The sequence below is a fragment of the Prescottella defluvii genome (genome assembly GCF_000738775.1).
Classification (GTDB): domain Bacteria; phylum Actinomycetota; class Actinomycetes; order Mycobacteriales; family Mycobacteriaceae; genus Prescottella; species Prescottella defluvii.
In genome coordinates this window covers 180,949-198,015 of record NZ_JPOC01000020.1, presented here as the reverse complement: position 1 = coordinate 198,015, position 17,067 = coordinate 180,949, and the positions used below count along the sequence as shown (strand labels likewise).

General features: G+C 68.6%; 6 protein-coding genes. 5 read left to right on the top strand and 1 reads right to left on the bottom strand.

Going from position 1 to position 17,067, the window contains the following annotated elements:
- Positions 1 to 8: 8 nt before the first annotated feature.
- The 5 genes from IJ15_RS0107680 to IJ15_RS0107660 all read left to right on the top strand — a co-directional run bounded on the left by IJ15_RS0107680 (position 9) and on the right by IJ15_RS0107660 (position 4,766).
- Positions 9 to 704: a GntR family transcriptional regulator gene (locus IJ15_RS0107680; RefSeq protein WP_031937758.1), complete on the top strand. Its 696-nt coding sequence runs from the start codon at positions 9 to 11 to the stop codon at positions 702 to 704.
- Between the two features lie 195 nt (positions 705 to 899).
- Entirely contained in the window at positions 900 to 1,871 is a 972-nt protein-coding gene (locus IJ15_RS0107675; protein ID WP_031937757.1) for an ATP-binding cassette domain-containing protein, read from the top strand.
- The gene (locus IJ15_RS0107670; RefSeq protein ID WP_031937756.1) at positions 1,868 to 2,734 is read left to right on the top strand and encodes an ABC transporter permease; all 867 of its coding nucleotides are present in this window, start codon (positions 1,868 to 1,870) and stop codon (positions 2,732 to 2,734) included. The genes IJ15_RS0107675 and IJ15_RS0107670 overlap by 4 nt, the downstream gene beginning before the upstream one ends.
- Positions 2,731 to 3,609: an ABC transporter permease gene (locus tag IJ15_RS0107665; protein ID WP_031937755.1), complete on the top strand. Its 879-nt coding sequence runs from the start codon at positions 2,731 to 2,733 to the stop codon at positions 3,607 to 3,609. Before IJ15_RS0107670 ends, IJ15_RS0107665 begins: the two co-directional genes overlap by 4 nt.
- A gap of 203 nt (positions 3,610 to 3,812) precedes the next feature.
- Entirely contained in the window at positions 3,813 to 4,766 is a 954-nt protein-coding gene (locus tag IJ15_RS0107660; RefSeq protein ID WP_031937754.1) for an esterase/lipase family protein, read from the top strand.
- A gap of 8 nt (positions 4,767 to 4,774) precedes the next feature.
- Here the strand turns inward: IJ15_RS0107660 and IJ15_RS0107655 are convergent, their stop codons facing one another.
- Positions 4,775 to 16,978, bottom strand: coding sequence for a non-ribosomal peptide synthetase (locus IJ15_RS0107655; RefSeq protein ID WP_081880632.1), 12,204 nt, complete (start codon positions 16,976 to 16,978; stop codon positions 4,775 to 4,777).
- Positions 16,979 to 17,067 lie beyond the last annotated feature (89 nt).

Genomic DNA, 17,067 nt, shown 5'->3' with positions numbered 1-17,067 from the left:
GAGTGCTCATGACCTCGTCCGCCGCCCCTCGCCCCACGTCACCGCGCACGTTGCACCGCCGGCCGCAGCTCTCCGACGATGTCGCGGTGCACGTGCGGAATCTGATCATGTCGGGCGGTGCGCGGCCCGGGGACTTCATCCGCCTCGACGAGACCGCGGCCGAACTGGGGGTCAGCGTCACGCCGGTACGCGAGGCACTACTGACGCTGCGCGGCGAGGGCCTCGTCGAACTGGTCCCCCACCGGGGCTACGTCGTCGCCCCACTCAGTCGTGACGACGTCGACGACCTCTTCTGGTTGCAGGGCCGGATCGCCGAGGAACTGGCTGTTCGGGCCACAGAGGTGGTCGACGACGACGCCCTCGCGGAGCTCCGGGCAGTGAACGAACAGCTGCGGCGTGCGGTCGCCGACCGGGACGCCGCCCGGATCGAGGAACTCGAGTTCGGTTTCCACCGCATCCTCAATCGGCTGGCCGGTGCGCGGAAGTTGTCGTGGTTCCTTCTCAATGCCACGCGCTACACACCGGCGCACTTCTACTCGTCGGACCCGGACTGGGGGCACGAGGCGGTGGCGAGTCACACACGCCTGCTGTCGGCGCTTGCCGCGCGCGACGCCGTGGCGGTCGCAGCGGAGACCCACGCGCATTTCGAGGACGGCGCAAAACGCCTGGTGCGGCACCTGGAGACCGTCGGAATTTGGCACTGATCAAACAAACGGCCGACCGGGAAATCGACGGATCCCGAGCCGCGGGGCGACGCTCGGGGCAAACCGCACAGAACGACCCGCGTCACAGCGCCGGGTAACATTTTGCGGGAGCGGAGGGATTACACGTCGACGGATGGACACGTGGACCCTGTGAGCGGTCACCCATCCGAACCCAGGTGAAACAGCGGAGTGTCGATGCCCATATTCCAGGACGCAGCGGTACTGGTCGACGATGTCCACAAGTCCTTCGGCGATGTGAAGGCTTTGCAGGGCGTCAGTTTCCAGGCCCAGCGCGGAACTGTTCTGGGCATTCTCGGGCCCAACGGCGCCGGAAAGACCACGACGGTCAAGGTGCTGTCCACGCTCCTCCGACCCGACAGCGGCCGAGCGATGGTTGCCGGCCACGACGTGGTCAGCCACGCCGCGGACGTCCGCCGGTCGATCATGATGACCGGCCAGTACGCCGCGCTCGACGAGACGCTGTCGGGCCGCGAGAACATCGAGCTGTTCGGCCGGCTGATGGGTCTCGACCGCGCGTCGGCCCGCCAGCGCGCCCAGGAACTGCTCGCCGAGTTCGATCTCCTCGATACCGGTAAGCGCGCGGTGCGGAACTACTCGGGCGGCATGCGCCGCCGCATCGACATCGCGTGCGGTCTGGTGGTCCGCCCCGAGGTGGTGTTCCTCGACGAGCCGACGACCGGCCTGGACCCGCGCAGTCGACAGGGCGTGTGGTCGCTCGTCAACACGCTGAAGGCGCAGGGCATCACGGTGCTGTTGACCACGCAGTATCTCGAGGAGGCCGACCTGCTCAGCGACAACATCATCGTCATCGATCGCGGCACGGTGATCGCGGAGGGCACGGCCGACCAACTGAAGGCGCGGACCGGCGGCAGCTACTGCGAGATCGTTCCGCTCGATCCGCAGAAACTGCCGTGGGCGGTGCATGCGCTCGGCAATCTGGTTCCGATCGAGGTTCGTGCCGAGATCTCCGAGGACAGCGATCGGCTCGCGATTCCGGCCCCGCACGGGGCCGGCACGCTGTCCGAGGCGCTGCGACGACTCGATGCCGCGGGGATCGAACTGGCCGACATCGCGTTGCGCCGACCGTCCCTCGACGATGTCTTCCTGTCCTTGACCGGCCATTCCGCACCGGAGAATCAGCGATGACGACCTCGGCGGAGAGTGCTGCCGCGAAGGGGATCTCGGTGTCCGCGTCGTCGAAGCAGGCCGCGGTGAGCGTGCCCGCACGGCGGATCGGCTCGCACCGCCGTCCGGACCCCAACGGGTTCCAGCAGTGGGTGGCGCTGACCGGCCGGACTCTCAAGACGATGGTGAAGACGGGCGAGCTCGCCGTCGCGATCATTGCTCCGCTGATCTTCACCATCGGCTTCTATCTACCGCTGCGGTTCGTGATGAAGCTGCAGGGGATCGACTACGCGCAGTTCCTGATGCCGATCATCGTGTTGCAGGCGATGGCCTTCACCGCGATCTCGGCGTCGCAGCTGGCGTCGGTCGAGGCGCTGCACGGGCTGACGACCAGGCTCAAGACGATGCCGGTGTCGGGTCCGGTGCCCTTGCTGTCCCGCATGACCAGTGCGCTGGTCCGCTCGGCGATCGCGCTCGGGGCGGCGCTCGCGTACGGCTATGCGATCGGGTTCCGGTTCGGTGCGGGATTCGTTCCGGCGGTCCTCTTCTGCGTGATGGCCCTCGCGATCAGTCTCACCCTGTCGCTCGGTGCCGACGCGATCGGCACGCTGTCGAAGTCGCCCGAGGCGACCGCGCAGGCGCTCGCCCTTCCGCAGCTGATCCTCGGGATGCTGTCGTGTGGTTTCGTCCCGGAATCCGGATTCCCCGAATGGATCCGGCCGTTCGTCCGTAACCAGCCGATTTCCCAGTTCTCCTTCGCCATGCGCGACATGGCCGAGGGCGGGGTGTCGGCGTCGACGTTGTTCCCCGCAGCCGCATGGTGCGTCGGATTGGCAGCGGTGTTCGGTCCGCTCGCCTGGTGGGCAAGTATGAGGCGACGATGACTGAACACTCCCAGTTCTCCCGGTCAGCCGTGACGTCGCCGGATCGCCGGATCGACGACGGTGGCCTCGGCTTCCCGCGCCCGGTGAACGCGTGGGACGAGCAGTCGATGCAGTCGTTGTGGACGCACAGTTCGATCCAGTGCAAACGACTGCTGATGCGGTGGGCACGCGACCCGTCGACGATGATCCAGGCGCTGCTCTATCCGGCGTTGACGCTGATCATGTTCCGGGTCGTCATCGGTAACACCGTGACGGCAGCGACCGGCATGCCCGCGATCTACGGGCAGGTTCCGATGATCATCCTCGTCGGCGCGATGTTCGGCTCGATCGTGAGTGCGGTGGGTCTGCGGACCGAACGGAAAACGGGTCTGCTGTCGCGGTTCTGGACGCTGCCCATCCATCGTGCCGCGGGCCTCGTCGGGCGGATGATGGCGGAGGCCGTGCGGGTTCTGGCGACGACCGTCATCATCCTGGCGGTCGGGTTCGCGCTCGGATTCCGGATGAATCAGGGGATCCTCCCGAGCATCCTGTTGCTGGTGATTCCGGTGATCTTCGGGATGGGCTTCGCGATGATGGTGACGGCACTGGCCACGGTCGCCGGCGACGCTCCGCTCGTTGAACTCGTCTCCATCGCGTGCACGCTGCTGATGTTCTTCAACTCCGGATTCGTCCCCGTGATGGCCTATCCGACGTGGCTGCAACCGGTGGTCTCGGCTCAGCCGATGTCGTGTGCCATCGACGCCATGCGCGGTCTCGCGGTCGGCGGCCCGGTCCTCGAACCGGTGTTGCAGACGCTGGCGTGGTCGTTCGGCATGATGGCGGTGTTCATCTACCCGGCGATCCGCGGCTACCGGCGCGCCGCCGCGACCGGCTGAGCCGGAACACTCGCCGACTACAGGTCGTCCGGTGCCTACCGGACGACCTCTGGGCCACCTCTGGCCGGCCGCTTGATCGGTTCGGTCCCCGGTACTACCCCAACGCAGCCGATCATTCATCCGGATAGCGGGTTGAATGCCTCTTTCGTCTGATATCAATTCAGCGAATCACTGCATCTCCACAGCTTTCCAGGAGCCCCAGAATGGCCATTCGGCAACGCTCGACGGCGCGCGTCCTCGCCGCCACGGCAGCGGTTTTCCTCGGCGCGATGGGCCTTCACCCGGCCTCCGCGACTGCCGAGCCTGCGCCGGGGAGCCTCGCACAGCCCGCGGCCGGCACCGCACCCGCGTCGGCCGATGCCGCACCGGTGGGCGCCAACGACTGGTCCTGCCGGCCGAGCGCGCAGCACCCCCGGCCGGTCGTTCTGGTACACGGCACCGGTATGAGCATGCAGAGTTGGAGTGCGCTGTCTCCCGCGCTGGCGAACTCGGGCTACTGCGTGTTCACACTGAACTACGGCGCCTCGGCGCACTCGTGGGGTACGGGCGACATCCGGAGCTCCGCGCGCGAACTGGCCGGATTCGTCGAGACCGTCCGCTCCCGCACCGGCACCGCCCAGGTCGACATCGTGGGCCACTCCCAGGGCGGCACGATGGCCCGGCAGTACCTGCGCTTCGAGGGCGGGGCCGATGCCGTCGACCCGTCCCGCAACAAGGTCGGCCGTCTCGTGATGCTGGGTCCCACGACGCACGGCACCACGTTCAACGGATTTCAGCGTTTCGTCGACGCCTTCACGTCGCTGCGGCTCACCGACGAACGGAGCAACGAATGGCTCGCCGGGGTCGGCTTCGGGGTCGCGTCGTACCAGCAGATGATCGGATCCCGGTTCCTCGCCGACCTCAATGCCGGCCGCGAGACGATTTCCGGCATCGAGTACACGGTCGTCGCGTCCCGGAGCGACGCGATCATCACCCCGCCCGAGGGGTCGTTCCTCGTACCCGACCCTGGCGTGTCGGTGCGCAACGAGTGGATCCAGGATCTCTGCCCGGGTGCCACCGTGTCGCATGTGGGACTTCTGAGCGATCCGCGCTCGGTCCACCGGGTGCAGAGCGCGCTCGACCCGGGCTACGGCGCGCGCAACGCGGTGCCCTGCTGATCCTCCCGCTAGTCGCGCAGATACCGTTCGAGGCTCGGTCCGACGACCTCGAGCCCCGCAGGGGAGGTCATCTTCCGGTGTTCGACCGGTACCGAAACGACCTCGATGGTGCCGGACACGGAGGGTCGCCATCCGTCGACGCCGACGTCACCATCGGCATCGGCATTCGCAGCGGCCCGGAAGTACAACACGTCACCGTCGAACTCCGCGGGGCGGTAACGGTCCAGTAGCGCCGACGAATGAGCAATGCCATCGAGGATCCGTCCCCAGCCGTGCTCGGTGATCTTGTCGAACGGCGCCGGCAGGCCCTGCAGAATCTGTTCGATTCTCTCCTCGTTCATCTCGGCCAGCGCGACGTCGCCGCCGGCAAGTTGGGCCGCGAAGTCACCGAGAAGGTCGGCGAGCGACGGACTGGGATGCAGCTCGATGTCCTTCTCCGGATCCGAGACGAAACTGTCCAGCATCGCGAGCGTGCGGATTTCCTCGCCGAGGGCCCGCAGTTGGACTGCCATCGCGTACGCGACCGATCCCCCCATCGACCACCCGAGCAGGTGGTAGGGCCCGTGCGGCTGGATGCGACGGATCTCGTCGACGTACAGCGCCGCCCACTGCTCGATCGTCGCGGGAAGTTCGGTGTCCTGGCCGAGTGCCGGAGACTGGAGACCGTAGATCGGCCGGTCCGGGCCGACGTACTGCGACAGCCCCGTAAATCCCCAAGACAGGCCGCTGATCGGATGGATGCAGAACAGCGGCGCTTCGTTCCCCGACTCGCGCAGTGGCAGAACCACGTCGAGCCCGCCCGACTCCGTCATCCCGGAGCCGGTCGCCGCACCGGACTGGATGCGCGCCGCGATGCTTTCCACGGTCGGCTCCACGAACATCCACTGCAGCGGGATGCTGACGTTCGCAGCACTCCGTAGCCGGGAAATGACGGTGACCGCGACGAGCGAGTTGCCCCCGAGTTCGAAGAAGTCGTCGTCGAGGCCGACCTGTTCGATGCCGAGGACGTCGGCGAATGCCGCAGCCACGGCTACTTCGAGCGGCGTGACCGGGGCCCGGAACTCCCGCGCCTCGATCACCGGCTCGGGCAGAGCCTTCCGGTCGATCTTGCCGTTGATGTTCTGCGGTAGCGCCTCGAGTTCCACGAACGTCGACGGCACCATGTACGACGGCAGCGCCGCTGCGAGACCTGATCCGAGTTCGTCGAGGTCGAGAGCATCGGTCCCGGATGGCACGACATAGCCGACCAGGCGGTCGCCGGCGCGTGCATCACTCCACACCTGGACCGCGGCCTCGGCGATGTCGGGCCTCGCCCGCAGCGCGGCCTCGATCTCGCCGAGTTCGATGCGGAAGCCGCGCACCTTGACCTGGAAGTCGGCGCGGCCGACGTAGGCGAGGGTGCCGTCCGGGCGCCACGCGACGACGTCGCCGGTGCGGTACATACGCTCCCCCGCCGACCCGTACGGGTCGGCGACGAATCGGTCGGCCGTCAGTGCCGGGCGACCGAAGTAGCCGCGCGCCAACTGGGCGCCGGCGAGGTACAACTCGCCGGGCACGCCGACCGGGACGGGACGGAGGCGATCGTCGAGAACGAGCAGGCGGGTGTTCCATTCGGGGCCGCCGATGGGCACCGCGGATCCGTCGGTGTCCCGCACCCGTTGCGCGGTGACCGACACCGCGGCCTCGGTCGGACCGTAGAGGTTGAACAGGTCCGCGGTACCGGCGGAGGCGAAGCGCGCCGCGGTGTCGGCCGGCAGCACCTCGCCGATCGCGAGGACCCGGCGCAGGGATTCGGGCAGCCGGTCCCCGGATTCGACGAGCAGTGCCTGCAGCATCGACGGCACGGCGTGCAGCGTCGTGACCCCTTCGCTGTGCACCAGCGCGTTGAGATATCCGGGGTCGCGGTGGCCGTCCGCCGTGGCGACGACGAGACGTCCGCCGGACGTCAACGCCGACCAGAATTCCCACACCGACAGGTCGAACGTCGCCGCGGTCTTGAGCAGCGCGGAGTCGGACGCGTCCAGCCCGTACTCGGTTCGCTTCCACTCCAACTGGTTGACGATCGCCGCATGGCTGACGGCGACGCCCTTGGGCCGTCCCGTCGAACCGGACGTGAAGATCACGTAGGCGGTGTTGGCCGGGCGCAGCGGTGACGTGCGCTCGTGATCGGCGACGGGGCCCGCGTCGAACTCGGTGCCGTCGAAGGTGTCGAGGTGGACGACGGGAGTCTGTGGGTCCCCCGCGAACCCGTCACGGACGGTGGTCAGTACGCAGACCGGATCGGCGGTCTCGAGGATGTAGGCGATCCGGTCCGCAGGATGGTCCGGATCGATCGGCACGTAGGCGCCACCGGCCTTGGACACCGCGTACATGCCGATGATCAGTTCGACGGAGCGGCGCATCGCGAGTGCGACCCGGCTCTCCGGTCCGACGCCCAGTGCGATCAGTCGCCGCGCGAGACGATTGATCCGCGCATCGAGTTCGCCGTAGGTCAGCCGCTCCGTGTCCGCCACCAGCGCCGGCGCGTCGGGTACGAGAGCGACCTGGGCGTCGAACAGGTCGACGAGCGTCATGGTCTGGTCGACCGGGTGCTGTGTGGCGTTCCACCGGCGGAGCACCTGTTCGCGCTCGTCGGCATCGATCATCTCGAGGTCGCCGACGGGCACCGACGCGTCCGCGACCACGCCGTGCAGGATCCGCGCGTACATCTGCGCGAACCGCCGGGCGGTGGTCTCGGTGAACAGGTCGGTGGCGTAGGTGAACTGGACGGCGAAGTCCGCCGGGTTCCCGTCGTCGTCGGTGTTGTCGACGATGGTCACGTGCAGATCGAACTTCGCCAGATCGGAGTCGATCTCGAGTGGTGCGATCTCGAGGCCGGGCAGGGCGAGTGATCCGATCCGCATGTTCTGGAACGAGAATCCGACCTGGAACAGGGGGTGACGGGCCGTCGACCGAACCGGATTGAGGACCTCCACCAGTCGCTCGAACGGCAGGTCGTCGTGGCCGTACGCGTCGAGGTCCGCGCTGCGCACCCGCGCGAGCAGGTCCACGAAGGTCTCGGCGGGGTCCACCTGGACCCGAAGCGCGAGGGTGTTGACGAACATGCCGATCAGATCGTCGAGCGCGGCATCGCCACGGCCCGCGATCGGTGTGCCGACCACGATGTCCTGCGACCGGGACAGGCGCGCGAGGAGCACCGCGAGCGCCGCGTGCATCACCATGAACGAACTGGCGTTGTGGGCCCGGCCGAGTTCGACGAGTCCGCGGTGGGTCGCCGCGTCGATCTGCGCGCCGACGGTGGCGCCCGCATAGGTCTGCTGTGCGGGACGCAGGTGGTCGGTCGGGAGGTCGAGTTGGTCGGGGATGCCGGCCAGTCGGTCGCGCCAGAAGTCGATCTGCCGAGCGATCACCGACGTGGAGTCGTCCTCGGCGCCGAGCGAATCATGCTGCCACAGTGCATAGTCCGCGTACTGGACATCCAACTCTGCCCACGGCGGAGCCGACGCCGCCGACCGCGCGGTGTAGGCCGTCATCACGTCGCGGATCAGCGGCCCCATGGAGACGCCGTCGGCGGAGATGTGGTGCACCACGACGACCAGGACGTGCTCGGACGGGGACAACTCGAACAGCCGGATGCGCAGTGGCACCTCGGCGGTGACGTCGAAACTGCTCGACGTGATCGCGCCGACCCGGTCGCGGACGTCGTCGGCGGACACCCGCTCGGGACCGAAGTCCCACTCCGCCAGCGCCTCCTCGACCGGCAGCACCTCCTGGTAGCCGACGCCGGCCACCTCCGGGTACCGGGTCCGCAGCGATTCGTGACGGGTCACCACGTCCACCACCGCGGCCCGCAGCGCCTCCACGTCCAGGGCGCCGGTCATGCGCACCGCCGTCGGGATGTTGTCGGCCGCCGATTCGGGTTCGAGTCGGTTGAGGAACCACATGCGCCGCTGTGCGAGCGACAGCGGGATGCGGTCGGGACGCGCCTGGGCGGCGAGGGCCTTGCGGTCGCCACCGGACCGCGACCCCAGCCGTGCGGCAAGCGATTCCACCGTCGACGCCTCGAACAGTTCCCGCACCGGGATCCGGGCCCCGAGCACCGCACCGAGCCTGGACACCAACTGCGTCGCGACCAGCGAGTTGCCGCCGAGGTCGAAGAAGTCGTCGTCGAGGCCGACCTGCTGGACGCCGAGGACGCCGGCGAAGGCGTCCGCGACCGCCACCTCCGTATCGGTCACCGGTGCACGGAAGGCCTTGGCCTCGAAGACCGGTTCCGGCAGCGCCTGCCGGTCCAGCTTGCCCACTGCGGTCAACGGGACCTCGTCGAGAACGATGACGGACGCCGGGACCATGTACGACGGCAGCAGCGACTCCACGTGCCGCGTCATCGTGTCGGTGTCGACGCCGTCGTCGGCGAGGACGTACGACACGAGGGCGGTCTGCCCGGACGGCATCCGATGTCCGACGGTGGTCGCGAACGACACTCCGGGGCAATCGGTCAGTGCCGAGTCGATCTCGCCGAGTTCGATGCGGAAGCCGCGCACCTTGACCTGGAAGTCGGAGCGTCCGACGTATTCGATCGACAGGTCGGTGTCCTCCCCCGCCGCTCCGCTCGCAGATGCGGTCCACCGGACGACGTCTCCGGTGCGGTACATCCGTTCGCCGGGCTCCCCGAACGGGTTCGCGACGAAGCGGTCCGCCGTCAGACCGCTGCGGCCGTGGTAGCCGCGGGCGAGGGCGCCACCCGACAGGTACAGCTCACCCGCGACGCCCACCGGGACGGGCCGCAGCCGGGTGTCGAGGATCAGGGCGCCGACGCCCGGCACCGGTCCGCCGACGGTGATCGGCTTGCCCGCGAACAGTTCACCGCGGGTCGACACGATCGTCGTCTCGGTGGGCCCGTAGGCGTTGAAGAACTGCCGATCGGGCGCCCAGCGTCCCACCAGTTCGGTGGTCGAGGCGTCACCGCCGACCGACAGTAGACGCAGGTCGTCGAGGCCGGTGGCATCCATCGATCCCAGCACCGCAGGGGTGATGATCGAGACGGTCACCCGGCGCTGTGCCAGCAGCGCGTGCAGTTCCTCCCCACCGAGGATCGACGGGGGCACCACGACCAGTTCCGCACCGGCAGCGGCGGCCAGCGCCCACTCGAACACCGACGGATCGAAGCTGGGTGAGCAGATGTGCAGCACCCGATCGGAGGCGTCCACGGCGTACAGCTCGACGGACTGGTCCACCAGGCCCGACAGCCCGCGGTGCGTCACGACGACGCCCTTGGGCTTGCCGGTCGATCCGGACGTGTAGATCACGTAGGCGGCGTGGTCGAGGCGCAGCGGCTGCGTCCGGTCGGTGTCGCCGACAGGCGTCACCGCACGACCGGCGGTGGCCGCCGCATCCTCGAGGTCACCCAGCAACCACCACGAGACGGCGCCGGGGAGGTCGCCGATCGTGTCCTCGGCCGCGATGCCCAGTGCGGCAGCGGAATCGGTCACCATGTGTTCGATGCGATCGTCGGGGTACGTCGGGTCCACCGGGACGAAGGCGGCACCGGTCTTCGCGACCGCCCACACACACAGCACCATCTCCCACGAGCGCGGGAACGACAGCGCGACAACGCTCTCCGGTCCGATCCCGCGGGCGATCAGCTCACGGGCCAGCGCACTGGACCGCTCGTCGAGGTCACGGTAGGTGAGCGTCGTGTCACCGCAGCTCAGCGCGGGTGCGGCGGGATCGGAGGTCACGTGGCGACCGAGGATCTCGGTCAACGTCGCGTGGTGGTCGACAGTGGGTCCCGCGACGCGGGTGAGTGCGTCGAACTCGGACTCCGCGAGCAGGACGGCGTCCCCCACTGCGGCCGAATCGTCCGCGACCACCGATTCGAGGACGCGGACGAATCGCGCGCCGATGTCCCGGACGGTGGCCTCGTCGAACAGGTCGGTGGCGTAGGTCATCTCGACCGTCAGGTCGGCCACCGTCACCTGCAGATCGAACTTCGCGAGTGCGATGTCGAAGTCGACTCCCGACACGGTCAGTCCGGGCAGTTCCAGGGACTGACCGGCCACGCCACTCTGGAAGGCCAGAGCCACCTGGAACAGCGGGTGCCGGGCCTGCGACCGCTCCGGGTCGAGGATCTCGACCAGTCGCTCGAACGGCAGATCGGCGTGCTCGAACGCGGCCAGGTCGGTGGACCGGACCTGCGCGAGGAGATCGGCGAACGACTGTCCACCGTCGACCTCGGTGCGCAGGACCAGCGTGTTGACGAACATGCCGACCAGGTCGTCCAGCGCAGCCTCGCCACGCCCCGCGACGGGGGTGCCGACAGCGATGTCGGACGTGCCGCTGAGCCGGGCCAGCAGCACCGCAAGCGCCGCATGGACCACCATGAACGGAGTCGCCCCGTGCGCGCGGGCAACGCGGTCGATACCGGCCTGCAACTCGGGGTCGATCGAGAACCGATGTGTGGCACCACTGTTGGAGGCCACTGCCGGCCGGGACCGGTCCGACGGCAGATCCAGCTGGTCGGGCAGACCGGCCAGGGCCGTCTTCCAGTACTCGACCTGCTGCGAGATCACTGCCTCGGTGTCGTTCTCCGCGCCGAGCACCTCACGCTGCCACAGTGCGTAGTCGGAGTACTGCACGTCGAGCGGAACCCAACCGGGCGCCTGCCCGGCAGCACGCGCCGCGTAGGCCGTCATCACGTCACGGGTGAGCGGGCCCATCGACACGCCGTCCGATGCGATGTGGTGCAGCACCAGCACCAGCACGTGATCGGTCGCCGACAGCGCGAACACCCGCCCGCGGACGGGAAGTTCAGTGGTCAGGTCGAAGCCGGACAGGGCCCAGTCCTCGATCCGTCCGACGAGCGCATCCTCGGTGAGCGGCTCGATCTCGACGGCGAAGTCCACGTCGTCGACATCCTGGATCGACTGGTGGCCCACACCGTTCGTGTCGGGGAACACCGTGCGCAGCGACTCGTGCCGCGCGAGAACGTCGCGGATCGCGGCACGCAGGGCCTCGACGTTCAGGGCGCCGGACAGCCGGATCGCGAGGGGAATGTTGTTGACGGCCGATGCGGGATCGAGGCGGTTGAGGAACCACATCCGCTGCTGCGCCAACGACAACGGCACCCGCACCGGACGCGGACCCGCCACCAGCGCCTTCCGCGCACCCCCACCGACCAGCGACTCCACCTGCACCGCAAGCGATTCCACCGTCGACGCCTCGAACAACACCCGCACCGGCACCTGCGTGTCCAGCGCAGCACCCAGCCGCGAGATCACCTGCGTACCCAGCAACGAATTACCACCCGACGCGAAGAAATCGTCATCCAGGCCCACCCGCTCGACACCCAGAACGTCCGCGAACACCCCCGCGACGATCTCCTCGATCGGCGTCGTCGGAGCACGGAACACCGCCACCTCGAACACCGGATCCGGCAACGCCTTCCGATCCAACTTCCCCGACGCATTCAACGGGAACGCATCGAGCACCACGAACACCGCCGGCACCATGTACGACGCCAGCGACGTCCCCAGCTGCGCCTTGACCGCGGGAATGTCCAGCGCGGCATCCGCGACGACATACGCGGCCAGCTGGTCGTTCTTCACCAGCACCACCGACTGCGCGACCTCCGGCACCGCCAGCAGCGCGGTCTCGATCTCCCCGAGCTCGATCCGCAGTCCACGGAGCTTCACCTGGAAATCGGTGCGCCCGATGTACTCGAGCTCACCGGCCGCAGTCCACCGCACCAGGTCGCCCGTGCGATACATGCGAGCCCCGTTCTCGGCGAACGGATTCGCCACGAAACGATCCGCCGTCAGATCGCTACGGCCCACGTACCCGCGCGCCAGCTGAGCGCCCGCCAGATACAACTCACCCGGAACACCGACCGGGACCGGGTTGAGCCGCCCGTCGAGCACGAACACCTGTGTGTTCCACACCGGCGCACCGATCGGCACCGACGCCACATCAGCCTCGGTGACCTCGTGGAACGTCACATCCACCGCAGCCTCGGTCGGCCCGTACAGATTGTGCAACGCCGCACCCGAGATCGACCGGAACCGCTCCGCGGTCTGAGCCGGCAACGCCTCACCCGAGGCGAACACGTGTCGCAATGTCGGCACCGTCTGCGCGGCCGACTGCGTCTGATCCCCCGTCGCTCCGCTCGCCAGCGATGCCACGAACACCGACAACATCGACGGCACGAAATGCGCCGTCGTCACACCGTGCTCGACCATGGCCTTCGCCAGATACCCCGGATCCCGATGCCCGTCCGGCAATGCGACCACCAGGCGCGCACCGATCTGCAACGGCCAGAAGAACTCCCACACCGACACGTCGAACGTGAACGGCGTCTTCTGCAACACCGCATCATCGGTGGTCAGCCCGTACTCGGCCTGCATCCACACCAGACGATTCACAATCGCCGCATGCTCGACCGCCACGCCCTTCGGACGACCCGTCGACCCCGACGTGAAGATCACATACGCAGTGTTCGAACCCCGCAGCGGCCCAACCCGATCCGCATCGGACACCGGAGCATCCGAGAACCCCGTGACATCGGTCTCGTCGAGATGCACGACGGGGACAGACCTCTCCCCCGCGGCCTCGAAACCGTCCCTCGACGTCGACAGCACCAACGCCGGCGCTGCCGTGTCCAGAATGTAGCCGTTGCGCTCGACCGGCTGATCCGGATCGATCGGCACATATCCGCCACCGGCAGCGAGCACCGCATACATGCCCACCAGCAGATCCAGCGACCGCCGCATCCCCAGACCCACCAACGAGTCCGGGCCGACACCGCGATCCACCAGCAGACGCGCGGTGCGATGCACCCGCGCCGCGAACTCGCCGTACGACAGCGCCTCGCCCTCGAACACCACCGCGACCGAATCCGGCGTCCGCGCCACCTGAGCCTCGAACAGATCCACCAACGTGGCATCCGGCACCGGGTGGGGCGTCGCATTCCAGCCGTGCAGCACCAGGTCGCGTTCGTCGGCGTCCAGCCACTCGATCTCGCCGACCACGGAGGTGGGGTCGGCCGATACGGCTGCGAGCACCCGCACGAACCGCTCACCGAAGCCCGTCATCGTCGACTCGTCGAACAGATCCGTCGCATATGTCAGGGCGACGGAGTACCCGGACTCGTCGCCCGTCTCGAGAATCGTCACCTGGAGGTCGAACTTGGCGGTGGCGGAGTCGAAGTCGACCTCCGACACGGCGAGGTCACCGAGCGCGAACTCGGCCTTCCCGAGGTTCTGGAACGTGAGCATCACCTGGAACAGCGGATGCCGTGACTGCGACCGCGCCGGGTCGAGGACCTCCACCAGTCGCTCGAACGGCACGTCCGCGTGCCCGAACGCCGCGAGGTCGGAAGTACGCACCTGCGCCAGCAGTTCGCCGAAGGTCGCTGCCGGGTGCACGTCGGCACGCAACACCAGCGTGTTGACGAACATGCCGATCACGTCGTCGAGCACCTGCTCGCCACGACCGGCGACCGGCGTGCCGACCGCGATGTCCGACGTCCCACTGAGCCGCGCCAGCAGCACCGACAGTGCCGCATGCACCACCATGAACGGGGTGACCCCGTGCGCGCGGGCCAGTTCGGCGATCGCCGCCGACAGTTCGGCGTCGAGATCGAACCGGTGGGTGGCACCGCGGTTCGACGCCACCGCGGGACGCGGCCGGTCGGCGGGCAGGTCCAGCTGGTCCGGAAGACCGGCGAGCGCGGATGTCCAGTGGGCGACCTGCTGTGCCAGCACCGACTGCGGATCGTCCTCGGAACCGAGAACCTCACGCTGCCACAGGGTGAAATCGGGGTACTGCACCTCGAGCGGCGCCCAGCCTGGAAGTGTCCCCGCGGACCGCGCCGCGTAGGCGAGCATGACGTCGCGGGTCAGGGGTCCGATCGAGAAACCGTCGGCCGCAATGTGATGCACCACGAACACGAGCACGTGCTCGGTCGGTGACACCGCGAACAGCCGTGCCCGGACCGGGAGGTCGCGGGCCAGATCGAATCCGGCCCCGACCAGCGCGGCGACCCGGTCGACGATCACATCGGCCGAAACGTCCTGTACCGGAAGAAGTTCGTCGATCTCACTCGACTCGCGGATCACCTGGTGGCCGACGCCGTCGACGTCGGGGAACACCGTCCGCAGCGACTCGTGGCGGTCGACGACGTCGCGCACCGCGGCCCGCAGCGCCGCTACGTCGAGTGTGCCGGACAGCCGGATTGCGACCGGGATGTTGTTGACGGTGGACTCGGGTTCGAACCGGTTCAGGAACCACATCCGCTGCTGCGCCAGCGACAGCGGAATCCGCTCGGGCCGAGGGCGGGCGGTCAGCGCCGGGCGGGCCGTGCCGCCCGAGGCCGCGGCGACCTGGGCGGCCAGTGCCTCGACGGTGGATGCCTCGAACACCGCACGCACCGGAATCTGGGCATCCACTGCGGCGGACAGTCGGGAGACCACCTGCGTTGCGATCAGCGAGTTGCCGCCGAGCTCGAAGAAGTCGTCGTCCCGTCCCACCTGCGGGGCGTCGAGCACGTCGGCGAACACCGATGCGACGAGTTCCTCCGTCGGGGTGGCCGGCGCCCGGAACTCGCGCGCCTCGAACACCGGCGCCGGCAGCGCCTGACGATCCAGCTTGCCGACCGGGGTGAGCGGGATCGTGTCGAGGACCATGACCGTCGCGGGCACCATGTGCCGGGGCAGCGATCGGCCGACGAACTCGAGCAGCGCGGGCACGTCGATCTGCCGGCCCGCGACCGGGCGCACATAGGAGACGAGGACCTTGCTGCCCGTCGTCGCCTCGTGTGCCACCGTGGCGGCGAAGTCGACGTCGTCGTGCTCTCCGAGCGCGGCGTCGATCTCGCCCAGCTCGATCCGGAATCCGCGGATCTTGACCTGGAAGTCGGAGCGCCCGACGTACTCGATCTGCTGGTTCGCGTTCCAGCGCACCACGTCTCCGGTGCGGTACATCCGGCTTCCGGGTTCACCGGACGGGCACGCGACGAAGCGCTCGGCGGTGAGCGCGAATCGATCGTGGTAGCCGCGCGCGACACCCGGGCCCGACACGTAGAGCTCACCCGCGACACCGACGGGGGTGGGGCGCAGCCGATCGTCCAGCACGACGAGCGACATGCCCTGGGTGGGACCACCGATCGTGATCGGCTCGCCGGGGACCAGCGGATCGGAGATCGCGGTCATGATGGTGGTCTCGGTGGGGCCGTAGCCGTTGAAGAACCGGCGCCCCGGAGTGGCCCAGCGCGTCACCAGGTCGGGCGGGCACGCCTCGCCGCCGACGACGACGTCGAGGAAGGTGTCCAGCCCAGACGGATCGACCGACGCGAGAGCGGCCGGTGTCACGAATCCGTGTGTGACGCGATGTGACGCAATCAGTTCCGCGAGGTCCGCTCCGCCGTACACCGTGGGCGGCGCGATCACCATCGTCGAACCGGCGCCCACCGCGAGCAGCAGTTCGAGCACCGAGGCGTCGAAGCTGGGCGACGCGAAGTGCAGTGTCCGGGCCGCCGGGGTGAGCCGGTACCGCCGGACCTGTTCGGCGCAGAAGTCGCCGAGACCGGCCTGGGTGACGACGACACCCTTCGGCCGGCCCGTCGAGCCGGACGTGTAGATCACATAGGCGGGGTCGGTTCCGGCCAATGTCCGGGTGCGGTCGGCGAACGAGATCGGTTCCGGGGAGCGGTCGGCGAGTGCGCTCTCGAAGTCGTCGTCGAGGACCAGCCATTCGACGGTGTCCGGGAGCGCGGCGCGGGACTCGGCGGTCGTCAGTCCCACGACGACACCCGAATCGGTGATCATGTGCTCGACGCGGTCGGCCGGGTAGTTCGGGTCGACGGGTACGTAGGCGGCACCCGACTTCGCGACACCCCACACCGCCGACACCGATTCGATGGACCGCGGGACAGCCACGGCCACGGAGTCGCCGGGACCGATGCCCCGCTCGATCAGTACCCGGGCGAGTCGTGAGGACCACGCGTCGAGGTCGGCGTAGGTGCGGGAGCGGTCCGCGCACACCAGCGCGGTGGCCGCCGGGTCACGTTCGACGGCGGCGGCCAGCAGCTGCGGCAGCGTCGTCGTCCGAGGGCCGCTCCGCCGCGCCGGGCGTTCGCGGCGCTCCGGCCGAGGGCGCCTGGTGCGCTTGCGTTCGTCCCCGTCATTCCCGTGCAGTTCCCGACTCTGCTCGTTCATGCGTTCCGAACACCTCGGGTGTCGATCGCCGACATGCGACGGCCTGGCATCTCACAACGCACCACAGTGACTCTTTCCTTACACCTACA